We start from the raw sequence: 18,866 nt of genomic DNA, 5'->3' as shown, positions 1-18,866 counted from the left end.
GAATTTGAGGTAAGCTTGTCAATAACGTGAGACTATGGCAGTATAAAGAAATGCTATACAAATTTTATTTATCGACATGTAAAAATCAGATTTGATTTTTACGTATAAATAATGAACGGAGGAAATGAATTTATGGCTACTTTACCAAATTGTCCAAAATGTAATTCAGAATATACGTATGAGGATGGCGTTCTTTTCGTATGCCCAGAGTGTGCACATGAGTGGGGCAAAGAAGCGGAAGCTGAAAATAATGATGGTGCAAAAGTTGTAAAAGATGCGAACGGAAACGTTCTTCAAGATGGCGATGCTGTTACTGTAATTAAAGATTTAAAAGTAAAGGGAACTTCTTCAGTTGTAAAGATTGGTACGAAAGTAAAGAGTATTCGTCTAGTTGAGGGAGATCACGATATTGATTGTAAAATCGACGGTTTCGGAGCTATGAAATTAAAATCACAGTTCGTTAAGAAGGCGTAAGGTTAGTAAAGAAAAGACATTCCTTTAAGTACATCTGTTACTTATGGAATGTTTTTTTATTTTTAATTTAGGTAAAGGTTAACTTGAAGTAATTTACGGATGATAATAAACTGTGTGATTGGTCTTTGGGAGAATGGATGGAGACATGGGGAAATAGAAGAAAGCAAAGCTAGCTATGATTAGTCAGCTTTACTTTCTTCTATTTTTACGGAATTGCTAAAAAAGTCATTCATAAGTCGATCGTACAATTTTGAGTTTTTGGGTATAGTATATAATTCTTTATCACCGTTTAATTTCATTCGTAAACTACCTGTTTTTGTGTTAAGCCAAAAGCGATAGTTCCCTTCATGGTATAAATTTTCGCTACTTTTCATTGTGCTCCTCCTACTTACAGCCATCTTATTTAATACTAGTTTTTTATGAGTGCCTTTCAACTTCATTCAACTGACACCGCTTATTAAAGAACGTTTTATATCCAAGTTGTAAGAAGATAATGACAGAGAAAGCTGTACTTCCAGAAATGCCAAGTATAATTGCGATTTGATATTGAATAGCTGTAAATGGTGATACACCGGATAAAATTTGTCCTGTCATCATACCTGGAAGGCTTATAATTCCCATTCCGACCATGGAATTAATTGTTGGTAAAATAGCAGAATCAAAAGCGTCTCTTATGAGCGGAGCAACTGCTTGTTTTGGAGTTGCTCCGAGCATAAGTGCACCTTCAATATGATTTCTTTGCGATTTCATATTGTTTAAGAACGTATTTGCTCCGAGAGAAACTCCCGTCATTGCATTCCCGACTAACATTCCGGTAATTGGAACGATATATTGCGGAGCATACCAAGGATCGTGTCCGATAATAACAAAGATAAATAGTAGAAGCGGTCCGATTGATCCAGCAATCATGGAAATAGCGGCTACTCGTTTTAATTCTTTTGACATCGGAATATTAACTCGTTTATAAATGTTAAAAATTGCAAATGTAGTAATAGAAGTAATGAGAGCAATTGTATAAAATGGATTACTGTTTTCAAATACGTATGTAAGAATATATGCAACAAGTACGAGCTGAATGGTCATACGGAATGTTGCAATTGTAATTTGTTTCTCACGCGGTATTCCTTTTAATTTCACAAGTCCGATTAAAATAAGAATGAAAATATATGCAGCGGCAAGTTGCCAAATTTGGAGTTCAATAACGCCCTTCAACTGAGAGCACTTCCTTTCGAGTAGCACCATTTGTTTTACTAATTTCAATAATATCGTCTGCAATTTCTTCTGGAAGTTGTTGCGAATGCGTGATGAAGATAACTGTTTTTTTCTTTTCTCTTGCTAGTTCAGTAAATCGTTTCATTACGCGGCGTTCAGTGTCACTATCTAATGCCGAAGTTGGTTCATCTAATAAATAGACGGGTGGATCCATTAGTATAATGCGAGCGAAAGCAAGTCTTTGCTTTTCACCGCCTGATAAAGAGGAGGCGCTATCTTCTAATTGTTTATCTAGGCTTACAGTCGTTAATGCGCCCTGTAAAGAATCGTCATTTGGAAATGGTTTTTCAGAAAGGCGAAGTCCCATTAATAAATTATCTTTAATCGTCCCATCAAAAATAGGCGGAGTTTGTCCGAGCATGACAACTTCACGGCGTAATTGAATGGGAGGATAATTTAAAATAGATTTTCCGTTATATTCAATTGTGCCGGATGTTGGGGATTGTAAATCATTTAGCATGCGAAGTAACGTGCTTTTTCCGCTACCGCTCTCTCCGATAATACAAGTGATATTTTCTTTATGAATTTGTAAATAAGGAATGTTTAGAATATCTTTATATTTGATGTCTTTTAATATAAACATAATTTACTCCTTTCTGATTCTAGTTATATCGTATCAAAAAGAGAGAAAAATAGAAAAATAAAGTGTATTTAGAAGGAGCATCTTTTTTCTTTGCTTGTGGTGTTAGGGAGTCTTGAGACGGAAGTATTTAGCTTCGTTAATAAGTTTAGCAAACGATCTAAGTCTTGACTGAGAGAAATGACTTTATCGTGAGTAAATCCATATTTTTCAACGAGGTGGATTAATTCTTTCTTTTTCACTTCTATTCGAGTATTTAGTTTTGTTAAGTTCATAAGTGAAACGGAATGCCCCCTATATGTATAGTATTTATAGCATAAAAAATAAGACCGAACGCATTCGGTCCTAAAGAAAATAATAAATTGAAATAACTCTTACATATAGCATACACTTTTTATCGACAGTTTTTAATATAAAAATGGAAAATTTTATGAATCTATATTAAGAAAACTATTTCTGAAAATTATTATTTTTTACAAAAAAATTCTTTTTAGATGAATATAAAAAGACTGTCTACTATGTAGGCAGCCTTTAAAGTATTAACCGTTATGATGTTTGTACATCCAAAGAATACCGGACTTCAATAATCTAGGAACACGTCCCATTAATGGTTGGTTCGCTAGTAAACCAAATCCGTGCTTTTTACCGAGAGAGCCGAGAACTCCTTTTAATTTAATAACAGGCAGTTCATCAGGAAGTGGTTCGTTATTCCAACGTTTTAATAATATTTGGACAATTTGTTCTCCTTGACCCTCAGCAAGTTGAGCAGATGGTGCGTGTGGAAGTGCTGCACAATCCCCTACAACATAAACGTGCTCGTTGTTTGGAATATTGTGATATTTTGTTAAAACAACCCGTCCGCTACCATCTTGTTCAACTGGAAGATTTCGAACAACTTCATTTGCTTGAATACCAGCCGTCCATACGATTGCATCACATTCAAGTGGTTCATCGTGGTTGTATACAATGTTTGGTTCCACTTTTGTAATGTTAGAGTTTCGTATAATGGTAACGTTATGTTTTACAAACCATTCTTCTACGTATCTACTTAACTTCTCTGGGTATGGGAATAAAATCCTATCTTTTCGGTCAAATAAATAGATTTTTAAATCAGAACGGCTCTCGCGAAGTTCACTTGCTACTTCAACGCCGCTTAAACCAGCCCCAACGACAGCTACTGTTGCATTTGGTTCTAAGCTATTTAATTGTTCATATGTTTTGCGTGTTTGTTCAATCGATTGTAGGCTATGTGTATATTCCTTCGCCCCAGGAACGTTATGATATTTATCTTCACAGCCAAGCCCGATAATTAAATCATCATATTGGATTGTTTCGCCGCCATCGAGATGAACAGCTTTTGTTTCAAAATCAATATTTGTTACTGTACCATATTGAATATTGAGACGTGGATGTTCAGGAAACGGTATGCGAATATGCGTTTCTGAAATTGTACCCGCAACTAATGCATAATATTCAGTCTTGAAGCAATGATATGGTACTTTGTCGATTAATGTCACTTGTACATCATCTGGAAGTTGATTGTTTGGAAGTAGCCGCTGAAGAATTCTCATTCCACCGTAGCCGCCACCTAGTAGTACGAGGTGTTTCATGATGGATTACCCCTTTTCTGTTGAAATATCCCCTAATCATACAATTTTATATTGAAAAAATATTTTGACTTTACTCAATCAAATTATATCGAATTTGTGAACAAATAACAATGCATGAATGAATACTCTGTTGTACAATAAGAAGAAAAGTAAAGTAAACTGTTTTCATTTTCTAGTTACTATTTCATTATGAGCAGCATGTTACATAAAAAAGGACATCTATTTTGAAGTGAAACAGTGAAGTAACTAAATAGTTTAGAATGTATAACGAACACAACAAGAAACAGCTTAGTTTTCTTCTTATAAATAAAATGAAATGGGATTAAGTAGATAAGGTTGCTTATCCATTTTCACCAATTAGGCATGTACTTCGTTTTGAGGCATATATGCTATTGCCCGCTAAAGTAAAGGGTAATTTGTTTAGAGATATAGGGGGGAGAGTTTTGATTAAACCATTAATCGAATTTTGTGTAGGTAACCTTGCAAGTGGCTCACAAGCAGCTTTAGAAAAATTAGAAAAGGATCCTAATTTAGACGTAATGGAATATGGTTGTTTAGGATATTGTGGTATTTGTTTTGAAGGTCCATTTGCACTTGTAAATGGTGAAGTTGTACAAGGTACAACAGTAGAAGAACTTGTAAATAATGTATATGATTATTTGGATGAAAATCCAATGTTTTAAGGCGTTGCAAATAGGCAACGTCTTTTTCTTTTGCCATTTATTCCGCTATTTGCGGTAATGTTTGTTTAAACAAAAAAAGACCCTTTTTAGAAGGGCTTTTTTCTTACACGATTTGTGTAAGAATGGCTTATCGCCAAAACGTTGTCAAATATGAGAAACGGGGGACATTCATATTGTGTTCTAAAAGCATGCATTTTATACTTGAAATAATAAATTATTTTGGAGTGAATAAAAATGAGCCAATTTTCTTTTACAAAAATGCATGGTCTTGGCAATAGTTATATATATGTAAATATGTTTGAAGAACAAATTCGAGAAGAAGATTTAGCTCTTGTAGCGGAAAAGGTTTCAAATATTAATACAGGTATTGGAGCAGATGGAATGATTTTAATTTGTCCTTCTGATGTAGCGCCAGTGAAAATGCGCATGTTTAATAATGATGGTTCAGAAGGAAAGAGCTGTGGTAATGGTTTACGCTGCGTAGCGAAATATGCGTATGAGCATAAACTAGTAGAAGGAACAGTTTTCACAATTGAAACGTTAGCTGGGATTGTAACGGCAGAGGTAACGGTAGTAGATGGTGTAGTGACATTAGCAAAAATCGATATGGGAGCACCGCGTTTAACACGTGCAGAAATACCGATGCTTGGTGAAGGTGAAACACCATTCATTCGTGAAAACTTCTTATACAATAATCATCGTTATGCATTTACAGCTGTTTCAATGGGGAATCCGCATGCGGTTATTTTTGTTGATGATGTAGAAAAGGCGCCTCTTACAACACTTGGCCCAGTTCTTGAGACGCATGAAATGTTCCCAGAGCGAGTAAATGTTGAGTTCATCGAGATTTTAAACGATGAAGAGATGAACTTCCGCGTTTGGGAACGTGGATCTGGTGTAACACAAGCTTGCGGGACAGGAGCATGCGCCGCTGTCGTTGCAGCTATTTTAAATGGGAAAATGGAACGTAGTAAGGAAATTACGGTTCATTTAGCTGGCGGCGATTTAATGATCGCATGGACAGAAGAAGGGAATGTGTTAATGAAGGGACCTGCGGAAGTAATTTGCCGCGGAGTGTATGAGTACAAGATAGAAGCGTAAAGATGTATAATAGAATGAGAACAGAAAGGATGGTGTATTTCATGATTGAAGTAACAGAACAAGCAGCTTTTCAAATTAAAGATATGTTAAAAGATGCTGAAAATGGAGAGAAGTACGTGCGCCTTGCTGTACACGGCGGCGGATGTAGTGGTCTTTCTTACGGCTTAGGATTTGAAGTAGAACCAAATGAAGACGACACAGTTCTTGAGTTTTTCGGTGTTGAATTTGTTATCGATAAAGAAAGTGCTCCAATTGTTAAAGGAGTAAAAATTGACTATAAACAATCTATGCTTGGCGGCGGATTCACAATCGACAATCCAAACGCAATTGCATCATGCGGATGTGGATCATCTTTCCGTACAGCATCGAATGCTGGTAAGCCGGAAGAGTGCTAAGTTTTTAGCAGAAATAAAGAAAGACCTTTTTAGCGATGGAATAAAATCGTTTAAAAGGTCTTTTCTTTTGTCGTAAAAGCACGATTGGTACGGGCTGATTAAAGTTTCACTTTACCTTTGCATAGATGCAGGTATCAGTTAGTTGTTTACCGTCAGCTGAAAGATCTTCATTACGTAATATTCCTTCAAGCTCAAAACCTAGCTTTTCAGGTATTGTACGACTTTTCGTGTTATTAGATTCACATCGTATTTCAATCCTTCTAAATTTGAATAACTGAAATCCAAGGTTTGTTAACGCACTTACTGTTTCTGTCATATATCCATTGCCACTAAATTGCGTGTTAATCCAGTATCCAATTTCGCATTTAGAAATATTCCAATTAATTCCGTGAAGGCTAGCAGTGCCAATAAAATCATTAGTCTCTTTATGATAGATAAGATAGCGAAAGCTTTCTCTTTTCAAAAAATCTATATGCGCATTTCTCAGGAGAATTTCCGTTTCTTCAACAGTAGGAATTGACTGGAACAAAAGCAACCATTGCTTTAATTCACTAATTGAATCTTTAATTGCTTCGTGTACTACATTCCCTTCACCTGCTTGAAGTGGTGCTCGAAGAATGAGTCTGTCTGTTTCTATTTGTAATGGAACATCTAATAAAATAGGATTCATATCATTTCTCCTCTCGAAAACTTTAAATTATGACAGAATGAAACTTATATAATAAAAAAACTTTCACCCAAAAGAAATAATTCTTGAGGACGAGAGTTGCAATTTCATGTTACGTTACTATAATAAATGAATTGAAAAATACTTTATCTCACTAATAAGAAATCCCGTCACAGCATCACTATTAGTTATTATAGAACTGTGCGAAGTACAGGAATATAGTAAAGCTTATCTCCCGTAAAGGAACCTCCCAAAAATGAGCAAACAATAAATATATATTCAATTCATCACTTAGAAATCCCTTTTCACATATTGAAAACTAAACTATCAGTTGGTACAAAAAATGGCTACCAAAGCAGCCTTAGGTTGTTAAACTAATGCATATGTTAATTGAATAAGGAATTATTATTTTTTAATCGGCCTTAAATTGAACGTATAATTCATGATTGATTATCTAAACGTAATCGCATCATGCGGATGTGAATCATTTTTCCGTACAGCGACGAATGCTGGTAAGCCAGAAGAGTGCTAAGTTTTTAGCCAAAATAGAAAAGACCTTTTTAGCGATGGAATAAAATCGTTAGGAAGGTCTTTTATTTTTGCGTTAAAACAGAAAATGCATGTAAAGTTACTTTGGAATTTCATTTAAATGTTATTATATATGGAATATATGATAAATATTGTGAATTCGAGTTTCATATTGTTCGTTTAAGACAAGATTATGCAACAGAAATGTAAATGAATAGCAGAAATATACTATTTATTAGTTATATTTAATGTTAATATTTGTAACGAAGATGATTGGCGATTATGTTCGGACTAGCTGTAGCTGCATCGGTTATTACCGATAGGATAGATAGATTTATGCGAAAGAAGAAGGATAAAGAGGATGCATGAAGGTGAAAGCCATATCGAATTGTATAGAACTGAATAGTTCCATATTAATTAAAATACGCTGATTACTAGACTTAAACACTACTGGGGGAATTACTATGAAGTCATTTAAGAAAGTACTTTTATTAGGGATGGCGTTGGCCACAGCATCAATATTTGGAGCATGTTCTAACGATACAGATGCATTAACAAAAGCGGGAGCAAAGCAACAAGTGAAGGCGGAAGCGGAAGTACTAAAAGAACAGAAGGAAACGCCTATGACTACGAGCAAACGTGACAGCATTAAATATGAGGACGCTCCATCGTCACAGAAGCGTTATATTTCTAGTGACGAAGCCAAAAAGATTGAGGAAGGCATGACATATACGGACATTCTTAACGAGATTGACTACGGTGGTGAGAACCTAAAACATTATAATAACAATGAAAAACGCGTATTTTATACTGAAAAGGATACGGATGGTACATATGAAATTATGGTTGAATTAAATACGTATGGCTACGTTGTGAATATTGAACGTACTGCGACAAGGGATGCGGATAAAGAGAATCAGTTATCTACGAAACGTAGTGAAGAGCCTGCGAAGGAATATGAAGAAAAAAACGACCGTGTACCGTGGTATAAAGATGTAAATAACGATTCGGCGGCAGTAGGCTATAAGGACTATTTGAAAATCAAAAAAGGTATGCCTGCGAATCAGGTAAAAGCTGCAATTGGACAGCCACATATCATTGAGAAATATAAATCGTATTCAGTATACAGCTATACTGGTTATGGTGGCGAAGGAACATTACGTGTAATCTTCGAACCGAATGGAACTGTTACGCAGGTAGTGGAAGACGGCTTACCACGATAATAAATTAATTACTGATGCTAATAAAGAGAATTACGAAAACTATTTAACATATTGTATTGAACTTGCGAAGCCAGGTGCAGTAATTGTTACGGATAATGTTCTAGCTGGTGGTAGTGTGGCAGATGCAAATGCGAAGCGGAAACGTTATACAGAAATTATGAAGAAGTTTAATGAAACGGTAGCGAATCATCCGCATTTAGAATCTGTACTCGTTCCGATTGGTGATGGAATGACAATTTCTAGAGTGAAGAAATAACTATACTTGGGTGGTTGTATATACGATTTTTTTACTATCTTACAAAAGTGTAATGTTCATGTCATGTTTTTGAATTTCTTCTTTAGAGCGAAGGCTTTAATATGACAATATAAGAAAACATATGAGGTGAAGGAATTGAAAAGATATATTGCACTTTTTAGTATTTTAGTCGTATTTGCAAGCCTTTTAGTTGGCTGTGATATTAACCGTTTAGGGAAAGATGAGTATTACGTTCAAATTACAGTAGATGGAAAAGAGTATCATGGTAAATTTGATGATGGTAAGCCATATAAAGATTACCAATATAAGCTAACTGGCTTTGATAAAGATGGTAAAGAAAAAGAATTAGAATTTAATGCGCAAAAAAACCTTCGTAAAGAAGCATTTCTACGCGTATACTACTCAGATAAAAAAGGTGTAACGGCTTGGGAAGAAGTGAAGAAAGACGAGCTTCCTGCGAAAGTGAAAGAAAAATTAGGTGTGAAATAAAGAATGAGGAAAAGGAATTGACGAGCGTAGTCAATTCCTTTTTTCATTCTCAAAATCTTCTTCTGAAATGACTTTAAATCCATTTCTTTTAAATAAAGCTGTTGTTACCCCGTAACCAGTTTGTTTATTGCCGTTAAATTCTCCTGTGTAAATAGTAGAACTACCACAAGATGGACTACGCTCTTTTAAAATAATATATTCTGGATTTAAATCTTTTATTTGTTCTAATGCTTTATAAGCACCATGCACGAAAGCCTCCGTGACATCTTGTCCCTCCTTCGTCATCACTTTTGCTTTTCCATCTAAAACGTCATCGCCATTACCACCAATAATTTCAGCTGAAGGACGAGGTGTCGGTAAACCGCCCAACACTTCGGGGCAAACAAGGATAGCATCCTCTCTTTGTAATAATTCCTCTATTTTTGAAACGAGATTGTCGTTGCCGTCATACCGACAAGCAATACCACCTAAACAAGCGCTAATTACAATCATATTTTCATCTCCAATAAAAAAATATTAAATATCACGCCAAATTCCATTTCTGTTTCCTACATATAGATGAGGTGATAAAAATGGGAAACTTATATAACTTAATGAAACCATATAGTGAATTTCGAAGTAAAGAGGAGTTTAATACATATCAAAAACAAGTTTTGAAGTGCTATCAATTTCAACTAAATAAGACAGATTCGTTAGTTATTCATTTTTTAGGAAAGTATGCGGTTAATGAAAAGAACGAAACCGTTGGTGTTGCTTGTCCATTAATGGAGACGATTGCGACGAAAATCGGAAAGAGTATTCGTACTGTACGCCGTTCGATTGCAAAGTTAGAAGAAATGGGAATTATAAAGCGTATTGCGACAAAAGAGAGACATAAGCGCGGCGGATATAGTGCTAACTTATATGTATTTCTTAAATCTACGATTGACCGTATGGATGACCGTATGGAAATGTCCGCATGTGAAAGTGGTGATCGTACAGATGGCTGTAGTGGAAATGAGCAAAAAAATGAGAGGGAAACAATTCTTTCTAAAAACATTCCACAAATAAAAGAGAAAAGAGTAATAACGTATGAGCTTGATGAGACGTACTGTCGCCATGATATACCAAAGCCTTTTATATACGCACTTATACCGATGACGAGTCATCCGAAGAAGATTAATACACTTTGGAGTAAAGTAGAGCTTGCTTATAAAAAAAGCGGATTACTAGAGCAATGTGTTTTATTAGAGCAGATTTTAGCTGATGAAGAAGTGCATGGAAATTTAATTTGGCGGGTGAAAAGTGTTGTGAGGGCGTATAAGTACGGAGAAATTCGTAAAGATGTTGGAGCACTTTTGTATAGTGCGATGCGAGATTTATTTTTAGAAATTGGATTAGAATGGGGAGCGGCTTTGAGGCGGAGTAAGGGGATACCGTTATTCGATCCATTTAAAAAAGAGTCATGCGTATAATACATGACTCTCGGTGACTAATCGAATTTCCTTACAACTGGAACACGAATTGCTACAAATAGTACGAAGACGATAACCGCAATTGCACCGCTTTTCATAACTGTTACAATTGGAATGCCTATCCCAAGTGCAAGCGATGTAAATGCGTAAGAGAGCGGGATGAATCCCATTGATGAAAGCATGAGTAAACTCATAACGCGTCCCATCATTTCTTCTTTTACTGTTGATTGAATCATTGCCATAAGTGGAACGATAGCCATTGCAATTGTAATGCCGTAAAACATTCCAGCTAATAATGCTTGCCAGAGTACGGTGCTAAAGTTGATGGATAGGAAGAATACACCAGACAGTAGCATCATGATAATACAAAATAACCCGCGTCTACGATTAATATTTTTTAATCCGACAATGACAGCGCCTATTGCCATCCCGCCACCAACAGCTGCTTCTAAATAACTAAACTGGAGTGAGTCACCGTGCAGCACGTTTTTGACGAAGAGTGGGAAGCCTACTTGCATCGGGCCGATTAAAAATAAGTTTAAAAAGGCGCTACAAATAAGGAAAGTTGAAAGAAATGGTGATTCTTTTACATATGAAATTCCCTCTTTAATAGAAGTAAGCATGCCTTTATCTGTTTCAGTTTTTTCGGGCACTGTAAATTGTATTTTTTGAACGAGTATTGCAGCGATAATAAGTAGCAGGATTGTAATTGAAAAAATTGTTTCATAGTTCGTAAATTTAATGAGAATTCCGCCAAGTACAGGGCCCAAGATAACCGATCCTTGGTTTGTCATTTGTGTAAGTGAATTTGCTTGTGTTAAACGGCTTTTTTCTACGAGTTCAGGCAGAATAGATCCGTCTGCGGACCAGAAGAAAGCATCAGCAAGTCCGAAGAATAAAGCGAATAAAGCAAATGTATATAGTGTTACATCACCGACGATGAACCATGTGAGAATTGTTGCGACAAGAATAGCACGAATAATATTAGAGTAAAACATAATGTTCTTTTTCGGGAATTTATCAGCTACTGCGCCGCCGACAATCATAAAAATGAGCCTTGGGACACTAAGTGCCACGAAAACAATACCGAGTGAAGCCTCAAGGTTTAATGTTTTTGCTATGTACCATGTTTGTGAAAAAGTAAAAAAGGCTAAAGCAAAACTTGAAAAGAGAGTAGCTGCCCAAAGAAAAAGGAAATTCGTATTTTTCAATAACGGCTTTCCGCTTCCTTCTAAAGCAGATTTATTTTGTTGTAGTTCCTCCATATTGCTTCCTTTCTATGTACCAATTTTAGACTAAAACCTATTAACAATCGTTTTATACAGTTTCTAATATTTCTATACTGCACTTTCTCATTGTAGACAATAATAATGAATTTGCCCAGTGGCTATTTAACGACAAAAAAAGATGCCGAAGGGCACCTTTTTTTAAGCTAATGCAATATAAATATCTACTTGTGCGTTATTTGGATCCATTGCTCTTTCGTCATAAAGCTCAAAGTCTGTTGTGAAAGCACGTTTGTTTTCTTTCGACCATTGCCAAATATATTCCCAAGCTTCACAAATAACTTCGGATACAGGGCCTTTTCTTGTTGTAAATACTGCATACGTTGCGGCAGGTATTGTTAAAGCTGTCATATTTTCAGGAACATCTTCTAATGAAGAAACGGGCATGCCAATTGTAATTTTGTATGTACCAGTTTCATCTGATTCATAGTTTGAATAGAAGGAACATGTTTCTTTTGTTTGTTGATTTGGGATGTGATGCATGATTTGTTCTTGGAAGTAGCGATTCCAAAGCTTTGGAATTTTTCCTTCAGTAGACGCCTCTTCTTCGTTTGTCGTCGTAATAGAAACGCCGATAGCCCGGAAAGCTTCTTTTTTTACGATAATAGGTTCTTTCATTGTAAAACCTCCTTTATCAAATGAGGAACGTTTGTTCTGTTTTATTGTAACATATTTTTGGAAAAAAGTAGTGTTTTTTTAGGAGAGAGTATGAAATGAGGGAGTGCTTTACTATTAGCAGTTTAAAGGATTGAGATAATTTGGATTAAGAATCTTTATAAGAAAGAAAAGAACTCCTTCCATACGTGAAAGGAGTTCTTTTTATTTCTATATTAAAACATACTTGAGCTATGCATTGGTTGAAGTTTTGCGTTTGGATCAAAGTAAGCTTTTGCGTTGTTTACTGCTGTCGGTGCTTCCCCGAAGCCACAAGCAATGAGTTTTACTTTTCCTTCATATGTACAAATGTCACCAGCAGCGTAAATGCCCGGAATATTTGTTTCCATTTTCGAATTCACGAGAATGCTGTTCTTTTGAATGTCTAAGCCCCAGTTTTTAATTGGACCAAGAGAAGAAACGAAGCCGTAGTTTACGATTACATCATCAACATCGATGATAACTTTTTCTTCTGTTTTTACGTGTTGAAGAACGACTTGCTCAATAGTGTCATCACCAATAAGTTCAATTGGAACATACGGTGTGCTTACTTCTGCGCGGGAATTTATTAAGTTTTCTACACTATGTTCATGTGCACGGAATTTATCACGGCGATGGACGATTGTAACTTTGTCTGCAATCGGTTCTAACATCATTGTCCAGTCTACTGCTGAGTCACCGCCGCCAAATACAACGACACGTTTTCCAGCAAATTTATTCATATCATCAACGAAATAATGTAAGTTTTTCTTATCGTATTTTGTTGCGCCTTCTAATTCTAAGCGGCGTGGTTGGAAAGCACCATTACCAGCAGTAATAATGACAGATTTAGAATAGTGAGTTTGTTTATTAGTAACAAGTTTAAATATGCCATCAGCTTGTTTCTCAAGCGTATCAACAGCTTCTTCTAAACAAACAGTTGGATCGAATTTCTTCATTTGTTCTTTTAAGTTATCAACTAAATCTTGTGCGCGTACTTTCGGGAATCCAGCTACATCATAAATGTATTTCTCAGGATATAGTGCGGATAATTGTCCACCAAGTTGAGGTAAGCTTTCAATAATTTTTACACTTGCCTGTCTCATTCCGCCATAAAATGCAGTGAATAGTCCTGTTGGGCCACCACCAATTATTGTTATGTCGTAAACTTTTTGATTTTCTGTCACTTTCATTCCCCCTATAGATGGAAAATTAATATTGATTTCATATATTGTTCATATGTACACGAAAATCCTGCAAATGATGACACTTTCAAAATAAATGATAGCATACTTCAGTTAATAATACTTCTGAAAACGACTGAATTATAAGTAAGTTTGTGCATAGACGTTTTAGAATTGTATAAAATATAGCGAAAGGAAAATACATGAAAAAAAGGATGGAAAACCCTTGAAAACGCTATGTTATTTTAAAATATTGATAATTCCCCAGATGCTTGAATTCTAGAATAAAACCGACTAATATAGGGAAGTATTATGTTAATTTTCTATGACAAATTTCGTACGATTTTTTGACTGCGTTTTGTTACGATATAGAATGTGATAAATTCCACATTCTTGACAAATAGAGATTTTAGTACTTGGTATTATTTTTCATTACTATTATATAAAGAAAAGGGTTGTGATTTGGTGAAGACTCCAAAAATCGTAGTTTTAGGTGCAGGTTATGGTGGGATGATTACGACTGTTCGTCTGCAAAAAACATTATCTGTAAGTGAAGCTGAAATTACGTTAGTAAACAACAACAGCTATCACTACCAAGCAACTTGGTTACATGAAAGTGCAGCTGGTACATTACAGGATGATAAAATTTGTCTAGATATTCAAGACGTTATCGATACAAATAAAGTAAACTTTGTACAAGATACAGTAGTAGAAATTAAAGCTGCTGAAAAACGTATTATCTTACAAAATGGTGAATTAGAGTATGATTACTTAGTAATCGGACTTGGTTTCGAATCAGAAACGTTCGGAATTAAAGGATTAAAAGAGCATGCATTCTCAATCACTAACATTAATGCAACTCGTCAAATTCGTGAGCATATGGAAGAAAAATTCGCTCAATATGCGACTGAAAAACGCGATGAGTTAATAACAATCGTTGTTGGTGGTGCTGGATTTACTGGTATCGAGTACGTAGGTGAGCTTGCAAATCGTATTCCTGAACTTTGCAAAAAGTACGATATTCCACGTGAAAAAGCACGCATCATCTGTGTAGAGGCTGCTCCAACGGCACTTCCTGGTTTTGATCCAGAACTAGTAGAATACGCCGTAAAACAACTTGAGAAAAAAGGTGTAGAATTCCGCATTGGTACAGCAATTAAAGAAGCAACTGAAGAAGGTATTATCGTTGCAAACGGTGATGATTCTGAACTTCTTAAATCTGAAACTGTAGTTTGGGCTGCAGGTGTTCGTGGTAACGGTATTGTAGAAGAGTCTGGATTCGAAGCAATGCGCGGACGTATTAAAGTGGATGAGTTTATGCATGCTCCAGGTCATGAAGATGTATTCATGGTTGGTGACGCAGCGTTAATCATCAATGAAGAGATTAACCGTCCATACCCACCAACAGCACAAATTGCAATTCAACAAGGTTATAACATCGCACACAACTTAACTGTATTAGTTCGTGGCAAAGGTGAAATGAAAAAATTCGCATTTGATAATAAAGGATCTGTATGTTCATTAGGTCATGACGATGCAATGGGCGTTGTTATGGGTAAAAAGTTAACAGGTTGGAAAGCTTCTTTCATGAAGAAAGTAATCGATAACCGTTACCTATTCTTACTTGGTGGACCTTTATTAGTTCTTAAAAAAGGTAAATTAAAGTTCTTTTAATATATAGTAGAAAAAGCAGAAACGGCTATGAGCTGTTTCTGCTTTTTTTGTATAATACACGTTTTCGATATAGTAATAAAAAGAGGGTGAAAAGTGAAAGAAATTACATATAGAATAATTGCGTTTCCGAAGAAAGAAAATGCAGATTCGCGAGGCCACTGTTTCGTTTTCTTCATACTTACTTTTCCTTCCATATAGTTCTTTAGCAAATAGTTGTAATTCATCAGATACAGAAATAGACATACAAAAACGCCATCCTTTCTTATGATTCTACAGAAAGAATAGCGTATTTTTTCATTTTAGGGGGATTTTGTTCAACTGGAAAAGATACCCGAAATATTAAAGCATCTTTCGCTAGATAACCACCTTTACACTGATTTCGCCATCGCTCTACTGAATATCAAGTTCACTGCAATCACGATGACTGCACCGATAAGGGTTGCAAATACACGGTCGAACAGAATGATAAGCTGGAACGGCTTGCCGGCTTCCATGATCAAAATAATGAGCGGGATCATGGTTGCAGAGTATACAAGATAATTTCGAACCTTTAGAAGAGGTCGAACACCTGCGAATAGCCCGATACTTATAACTAACCCCCAAATTGGTAGAGTAGTTGCGAGAAGCAAGCTCGCAACAATCACGCCGATTACTGTACCAAGCACTCGTTGTGTTGTTTTGATTGGAAAGAGTTCTATTTTCCGCTGAGTAAGAATCGCTACGGTAATTGCAATCCAATAGAAGTGGTGCTCGGGCCAAAGTATTCGCAATCCCTCAGCTATAACTAGACATAATGCGAGCCTGATTGGGAATTGCCAACCGGATAGGTGTGCAAGAGAATTCCGCCATAGAATGATTTTTTTCGATGTTGGCCCTTTCATAACTCCATCCAGCGATGATTTAAAACACCGGTGTACCCAGATGCCTAGCACCAAGCTGATACTGACGGTCCAAATCGCCCCTGCTAAGATTGAAAAAATTAGTTTCATCCGGTACTCCGTCTGGTCGACCATGTTGAGGATGATGATCAGGAATATGACAAAGCGTGTTGTTGCCACCGCCAAGGCACGACTATATCCGCCAATTAACGCAGCAAGGCTTACCAGCAGGATCAAGACTCCGAATGTCAGATAGCCATGTCCGAAAGAGAGAACAGCAGCAATCGCAGCGAGCACTACTGATATCAGCGCTGATGCCAACTTTTTCCCGTGATTTATAAAACTCGAACCGACTTTCACGCTACTGACTGCCAAACTGCCGACCGATGCAGCAAAACCAAGAGCGGGATAGCCTAGAACTGTGGCGAACAGAACAGGTCCGGCCATACCTATGCCGGCGGAAATGAGTTCTACTATTTCTACCTTGGCCTTCTTAGACCAAGAAAACACTTGAGCCCTATATGTCTTTATATTCATCTATAGCACCTCTTCCGACCCAAAGAGTAGGGCACAGTTTAATAATAGGCTCTTTCTTTAATCCATGGACATGTGGTGATACCTATGTCCATCAGGCTAATATTTTGAAGTATCCCCAAAATGAAAACTTTATCTTTCCAGAGTTATTTATAATAATTCAGCTCATTTTTTTCGATATGGGGAAATGCCAATTTTTTAAGTTGATGGCAATGGGGCATTACCCTAAGAAAGGAAAAGTCACAGTATATTTAAAAATATAGTATAATATATAAAAAAGAAAGAATATTCTGTCCGTTTTGGCAGAGGAGGTTACATCATGGGGAAGCGAGGAAAAGTGTGGTTAGCTGTCAGTGGCTTAGTAGCTACAAAAGATGGGAGATGGCTATTCGTTAAGAAGAAATACGGTGGATTGAAAGGGCAATGGTCTTTACCAGCTGGTTTTGTTAATGAAGGTGAGACTGTTGATGAAGCTGTGAAACGTGAAATTTTAGAAGAGACAGGCATTGTTGCTCATGTAAAGGGGATTATCGGTATTCGTTCGGGTGTTATTCGTAATGAAATTAGCGATAATATGATTATTTTTCTTTTAGAGCCAGAGGGAGAAGACGTTATTGTACAGGAGAAAGAATTGTCGGAAGTAGCTTTTTTACGTCCAGAAAATATTGCAGATGATCAAAATACTTCTGTACTCATTAAATATTTATTAGAAGGAAGAGCAGAGTCGCATCTTGAGATGGATAAAACATTAAATCCAGGAGAGCAATTTGGTTACACGGCTTATCATGTGTTTACGGCGTATGCGAAGGAGAGGGAGAAAGAGTGAGTATACCGGTACTACTTATTTCAATGATGTTATTCTTTATTTTGTTTTTTGGAATTGGATTTTTGCTCAACATGATTTTGCGAGCTACATGGGTAATGGTTATTGTATATCCGATTGTTTGTATGCTTATTATTAATAAAGCAAGTGTATGGGATTATTTTTCAAAACCAAAAGAAACATTTTCTTCATTTGGAACGAGTGTATCGCATTTAGGACAAGCAGATATGTTTATTTTATCTACTGGATTAGTAGGAGCAGCTTTAGCGGGAGTTGTAATAAAGAAACTTCGGAAAAGTGGGTATCAAATGTTTTAATCTCCAATTTCATTGGGGATTTTCTTTTGCATATTTCTTTATCGTATAGGGAATGATTAACGATGAAGGAGTGTGGAATATAAAAATGTTAAAACGATATTGTATTCGCATTATGATGACTTGTTTACTTGCATTCGCATTATGCGTAACATGGAAGGCTTTCACAGGAGTTTCTTTATTAGAAATTATAAAATCATATGAGGAAACGAGTGCAAAAGAAGTACATGCAGCAGAAATTGAGAAAAAAGTTGCTCCGAGTAAAGAAGTGATAAATGCTTTAGAACAGGCAAATGACTGGTCTAAATATCGTGTTATAGAAATGACTGCAACCGGCTATACATCAGGTGTTGAATCGACTGGTAAGAGGCCGGGGCATCCAGAGTATGGTATTACATATTCAGGTGTCAAAGCGAAAAGAGATTTATATTCTACGATAGCTGCTGATCTACGTGTATTCCCAATTGGAACAATTTTATTTGTACCAGGTTACGGATATGGAGTTGTAGCGGATAAAGGCGGCGCTATTAAAGGAAATAGGCTTGATTTGTATTACGATACGGTTCAAGATGTGTATAGTCAATGGGGCAAGAAAAAAGTAAACGTATATGTAGTGAAAGTCGGAGATGGCAAGTTTACAGAAGAACAGTTAACGATGTTAAACCAAGATGAAACGATGCAGGTGTTTCGTGGTCAATATTTAAAACAAAGATAGTCTAGTGGCAATAACACTAGACTTTTTTTCTTGTCTTATTTTACCATAGAATATATTGGAGGTAGCATCTTTATATGAGATGATAGAAGTTAG

The 18,866-nt window shown here is 36.2% G+C and carries 22 protein-coding genes and 2 pseudogenes; 13 read left to right on the top strand and 11 right to left on the bottom strand.

The window, feature by feature from the left end:
* Positions 1-132: 132 nt before the first annotated feature.
* On the top strand, positions 133-474 hold the full coding sequence (gene phnA, locus ACTFQM_RS19580) for an alkylphosphonate utilization operon protein PhnA (RefSeq protein WP_400531177.1): 342 nt from the start codon (positions 133-135) through the stop codon (positions 472-474).
* A 179-nt stretch (positions 475-653) separates the two neighbouring features.
* On the opposite strand, the gene ACTFQM_RS19575 is transcribed toward phnA, so the two are convergent.
* The 5 genes from ACTFQM_RS19575 to ACTFQM_RS19555 all read right to left on the bottom strand — a co-directional run bounded on the left by ACTFQM_RS19575 (position 654) and on the right by ACTFQM_RS19555 (position 3,936).
* Positions 654-848, bottom strand: coding sequence for a hypothetical protein (locus ACTFQM_RS19575; RefSeq protein ID WP_002174030.1), 195 nt, complete (start codon positions 846-848; stop codon positions 654-656).
* Positions 849-891: 43 nt separating this feature from the next.
* Entirely contained in the window at positions 892-1,686 is a 795-nt protein-coding gene (locus ACTFQM_RS19570; RefSeq protein ID WP_048375332.1) for an ABC transporter permease, read from the bottom strand.
* On the bottom strand, positions 1,670-2,329 hold the full coding sequence (locus tag ACTFQM_RS19565; RefSeq protein ID WP_071718345.1) for an ABC transporter ATP-binding protein: 660 nt from the start codon (positions 2,327-2,329) through the stop codon (positions 1,670-1,672). Before ACTFQM_RS19565 ends, ACTFQM_RS19570 begins: the two co-directional genes overlap by 17 nt.
* Before the next feature lie 68 nt (positions 2,330-2,397).
* Positions 2,398-2,601, bottom strand: coding sequence for an aspartyl-phosphate phosphatase Spo0E family protein (locus tag ACTFQM_RS19560; RefSeq protein WP_082183223.1), 204 nt, complete (start codon positions 2,599-2,601; stop codon positions 2,398-2,400).
* Between the two features lie 264 nt (positions 2,602-2,865).
* A complete protein-coding gene (locus tag ACTFQM_RS19555) occupies positions 2,866-3,936 on the bottom strand; it encodes an NAD(P)/FAD-dependent oxidoreductase (protein ID WP_440035896.1) in 1,071 nt (356 codons plus the stop codon).
* Between the two features lie 443 nt (positions 3,937-4,379).
* On the opposite strand from ACTFQM_RS19555, the gene ACTFQM_RS19550 reads away from it, so the two are divergent.
* The 3 genes from ACTFQM_RS19550 (at position 4,380) to ACTFQM_RS19540 (ending at position 6,115) form a co-directional block, all read left to right on the top strand.
* Positions 4,380-4,619, top strand: coding sequence for a YuzB family protein (locus ACTFQM_RS19550; RefSeq protein ID WP_025149573.1), 240 nt, complete (start codon positions 4,380-4,382; stop codon positions 4,617-4,619).
* A 234-nt stretch (positions 4,620-4,853) separates the two neighbouring features.
* Positions 4,854-5,720 carry a diaminopimelate epimerase gene (gene dapF, locus ACTFQM_RS19545; RefSeq protein ID WP_440035894.1) on the top strand — a complete coding sequence of 289 codons (867 nt, stop codon included), beginning with the start codon at positions 4,854-4,856 and terminating at the stop codon, positions 5,718-5,720.
* Positions 5,721-5,761: 41 nt separating this feature from the next.
* On the top strand, positions 5,762-6,115 hold the full coding sequence (locus ACTFQM_RS19540) for a HesB/IscA family protein (RefSeq protein WP_098305444.1): 354 nt from the start codon (positions 5,762-5,764) through the stop codon (positions 6,113-6,115).
* Between the two features lie 106 nt (positions 6,116-6,221).
* Here ACTFQM_RS19540 and ACTFQM_RS19535 read toward each other — a convergent pair whose 3' ends face one another.
* Entirely contained in the window at positions 6,222-6,785 is a 564-nt protein-coding gene (locus tag ACTFQM_RS19535; protein ID WP_440035893.1) for a GNAT family N-acetyltransferase, read from the bottom strand.
* Between the two features lie 436 nt (positions 6,786-7,221).
* On the opposite strand from ACTFQM_RS19535, the pseudogene ACTFQM_RS19530 reads away from it, so the two are divergent.
* The 4 genes and pseudogenes from ACTFQM_RS19530 to ACTFQM_RS19515 all read left to right on the top strand — a co-directional run.
* Positions 7,222-7,314 (top strand): annotated as a pseudogene (locus tag ACTFQM_RS19530) (iron-sulfur cluster assembly accessory protein); the annotation flags it as partial.
* 460 nt (positions 7,315-7,774) lie between these two features.
* Positions 7,775-8,533, top strand: coding sequence for a hypothetical protein (locus tag ACTFQM_RS19525; protein WP_440035891.1), 759 nt, complete (start codon positions 7,775-7,777; stop codon positions 8,531-8,533).
* A gap of 13 nt (positions 8,534-8,546) precedes the next feature.
* Positions 8,547-8,789, top strand: a pseudogene (locus tag ACTFQM_RS19520) (O-methyltransferase); the annotation flags it as partial.
* Positions 8,790-8,924: 135 nt separating this feature from the next.
* The gene (locus ACTFQM_RS19515; RefSeq protein WP_440035890.1) at positions 8,925-9,278 is read left to right on the top strand and encodes a YxeA family protein; all 354 of its coding nucleotides are present in this window, start codon (positions 8,925-8,927) and stop codon (positions 9,276-9,278) included.
* Between the two features lie 30 nt (positions 9,279-9,308).
* On the opposite strand, the gene ACTFQM_RS19510 is transcribed toward ACTFQM_RS19515, so the two are convergent.
* The gene (locus ACTFQM_RS19510; protein WP_440035888.1) at positions 9,309-9,770 is read right to left on the bottom strand and encodes a DUF523 domain-containing protein; all 462 of its coding nucleotides are present in this window, start codon (positions 9,768-9,770) and stop codon (positions 9,309-9,311) included.
* 80 nt (positions 9,771-9,850) lie between these two features.
* Between ACTFQM_RS19510 and ACTFQM_RS19505 the strand changes: the two genes are divergently transcribed.
* Entirely contained in the window at positions 9,851-10,732 is an 882-nt protein-coding gene (locus tag ACTFQM_RS19505) for a helix-turn-helix domain-containing protein (protein WP_440035887.1), read from the top strand.
* Between the two features lie 17 nt (positions 10,733-10,749).
* Here ACTFQM_RS19505 and ACTFQM_RS19500 read toward each other — a convergent pair whose 3' ends face one another.
* From ACTFQM_RS19500 to ACTFQM_RS19490, 3 genes are all read right to left on the bottom strand, one after another.
* Positions 10,750-11,997 carry an MFS transporter gene (locus ACTFQM_RS19500; protein ID WP_440035885.1) on the bottom strand — a complete coding sequence of 416 codons (1,248 nt, stop codon included), beginning with the start codon at positions 11,995-11,997 and terminating at the stop codon, positions 10,750-10,752.
* Between the two features lie 162 nt (positions 11,998-12,159).
* The gene (locus tag ACTFQM_RS19495) at positions 12,160-12,636 is read right to left on the bottom strand and encodes a GyrI-like domain-containing protein (RefSeq protein ID WP_440035883.1); all 477 of its coding nucleotides are present in this window, start codon (positions 12,634-12,636) and stop codon (positions 12,160-12,162) included.
* Positions 12,637-12,848: 212 nt separating this feature from the next.
* Positions 12,849-13,838, bottom strand: a complete 990-nt coding sequence (locus ACTFQM_RS19490) for an NAD(P)/FAD-dependent oxidoreductase (RefSeq protein ID WP_440035882.1) — start codon at positions 13,836-13,838, stop codon at positions 12,849-12,851.
* 462 nt (positions 13,839-14,300) lie between these two features.
* Between ACTFQM_RS19490 and ACTFQM_RS19485 the strand changes: the two genes are divergently transcribed.
* Entirely contained in the window at positions 14,301-15,509 is a 1,209-nt protein-coding gene (locus tag ACTFQM_RS19485; protein ID WP_002174015.1) for an NAD(P)/FAD-dependent oxidoreductase, read from the top strand.
* A gap of 368 nt (positions 15,510-15,877) precedes the next feature.
* On the opposite strand, the gene ACTFQM_RS19480 is transcribed toward ACTFQM_RS19485, so the two are convergent.
* On the bottom strand, positions 15,878-16,924 hold the full coding sequence (locus ACTFQM_RS19480; RefSeq protein ID WP_440035880.1) for an FUSC family protein: 1,047 nt from the start codon (positions 16,922-16,924) through the stop codon (positions 15,878-15,880).
* A gap of 316 nt (positions 16,925-17,240) precedes the next feature.
* On the opposite strand from ACTFQM_RS19480, the gene ACTFQM_RS19475 reads away from it, so the two are divergent.
* The 3 genes from ACTFQM_RS19475 (at position 17,241) to ACTFQM_RS19465 (ending at position 18,773) form a co-directional block, all read left to right on the top strand.
* Entirely contained in the window at positions 17,241-17,747 is a 507-nt protein-coding gene (locus ACTFQM_RS19475) for an NUDIX hydrolase (protein ID WP_440035878.1), read from the top strand.
* Positions 17,744-18,061 carry a YuiB family protein gene (locus tag ACTFQM_RS19470; RefSeq protein ID WP_440035876.1) on the top strand — a complete coding sequence of 106 codons (318 nt, stop codon included), beginning with the start codon at positions 17,744-17,746 and terminating at the stop codon, positions 18,059-18,061. The genes ACTFQM_RS19475 and ACTFQM_RS19470 overlap by 4 nt, the downstream gene beginning before the upstream one ends.
* 85 nt (positions 18,062-18,146) lie before the next feature.
* Complete coding sequence (locus ACTFQM_RS19465; RefSeq protein ID WP_002174011.1) at positions 18,147-18,773, top strand: 3D domain-containing protein; 627 nt, start codon at positions 18,147-18,149, stop codon at positions 18,771-18,773.
* Positions 18,774-18,866: the final 93 nt, after the last annotated feature.

The organism is Bacillus cereus group sp. MYBK30-2, assembly GCF_051915945.1.
GTDB lineage: Bacteria > Bacillota > Bacilli > Bacillales > Bacillaceae_G > Bacillus_A > Bacillus_A paramycoides.
Note: the sequence above shows the minus strand (reverse complement) of the source record. Positions and strands in the feature narration are given on the sequence as shown.

Excerpts from the sequence above, each read along its gene's own strand:
- ACTFQM_RS19465 (WP_002174011.1), top strand. The coding sequence starts at position 18,147 with ATGTTAAAACGATATTGTATTCGCATTATGATGACTTGTTTACTTGCA.
- ACTFQM_RS19500 (WP_440035885.1), bottom strand. The coding sequence starts at position 11,997 with ATGGAGGAACTACAACAAAATAAATCTGCTTTAGAAGGAAGCGGAAAG.
- ACTFQM_RS19510 (WP_440035888.1), bottom strand. The coding sequence starts at position 9,770 with ATGATTGTAATTAGCGCTTGTTTAGGTGGTATTGCTTGTCGGTATGAC.
- ACTFQM_RS19555 (WP_440035896.1), bottom strand. The coding sequence starts at position 3,936 with ATGAAACACCTCGTACTACTAGGTGGCGGCTACGGTGGAATGAGAATT.
- ACTFQM_RS19475 (WP_440035878.1), top strand. The coding sequence starts at position 17,241 with ATGGGGAAGCGAGGAAAAGTGTGGTTAGCTGTCAGTGGCTTAGTAGCT.
- ACTFQM_RS19560 (WP_082183223.1), bottom strand. The coding sequence starts at position 2,601 with ATGAACTTAACAAAACTAAATACTCGAATAGAAGTGAAAAAGAAAGAA.
- phnA (WP_400531177.1), top strand. The coding sequence starts at position 133 with ATGGCTACTTTACCAAATTGTCCAAAATGTAATTCAGAATATACGTAT.
- ACTFQM_RS19540 (WP_098305444.1), top strand. The coding sequence starts at position 5,762 with ATGATTGAAGTAACAGAACAAGCAGCTTTTCAAATTAAAGATATGTTA.
- ACTFQM_RS19575 (WP_002174030.1), bottom strand. The coding sequence starts at position 848 with ATGAAAAGTAGCGAAAATTTATACCATGAAGGGAACTATCGCTTTTGG.
- ACTFQM_RS19480 (WP_440035880.1), bottom strand. The coding sequence starts at position 16,924 with ATGAATATAAAGACATATAGGGCTCAAGTGTTTTCTTGGTCTAAGAAG.
- ACTFQM_RS19495 (WP_440035883.1), bottom strand. The coding sequence starts at position 12,636 with ATGAAAGAACCTATTATCGTAAAAAAAGAAGCTTTCCGGGCTATCGGC.
- ACTFQM_RS19525 (WP_440035891.1), top strand. The coding sequence starts at position 7,775 with ATGAAGTCATTTAAGAAAGTACTTTTATTAGGGATGGCGTTGGCCACA.
- ACTFQM_RS19505 (WP_440035887.1), top strand. The coding sequence starts at position 9,851 with ATGGGAAACTTATATAACTTAATGAAACCATATAGTGAATTTCGAAGT.
- dapF (WP_440035894.1), top strand. The coding sequence starts at position 4,854 with ATGAGCCAATTTTCTTTTACAAAAATGCATGGTCTTGGCAATAGTTAT.
- ACTFQM_RS19535 (WP_440035893.1), bottom strand. The coding sequence starts at position 6,785 with ATGAATCCTATTTTATTAGATGTTCCATTACAAATAGAAACAGACAGA.
- ACTFQM_RS19565 (WP_071718345.1), bottom strand. The coding sequence starts at position 2,329 with ATGTTTATATTAAAAGACATCAAATATAAAGATATTCTAAACATTCCT.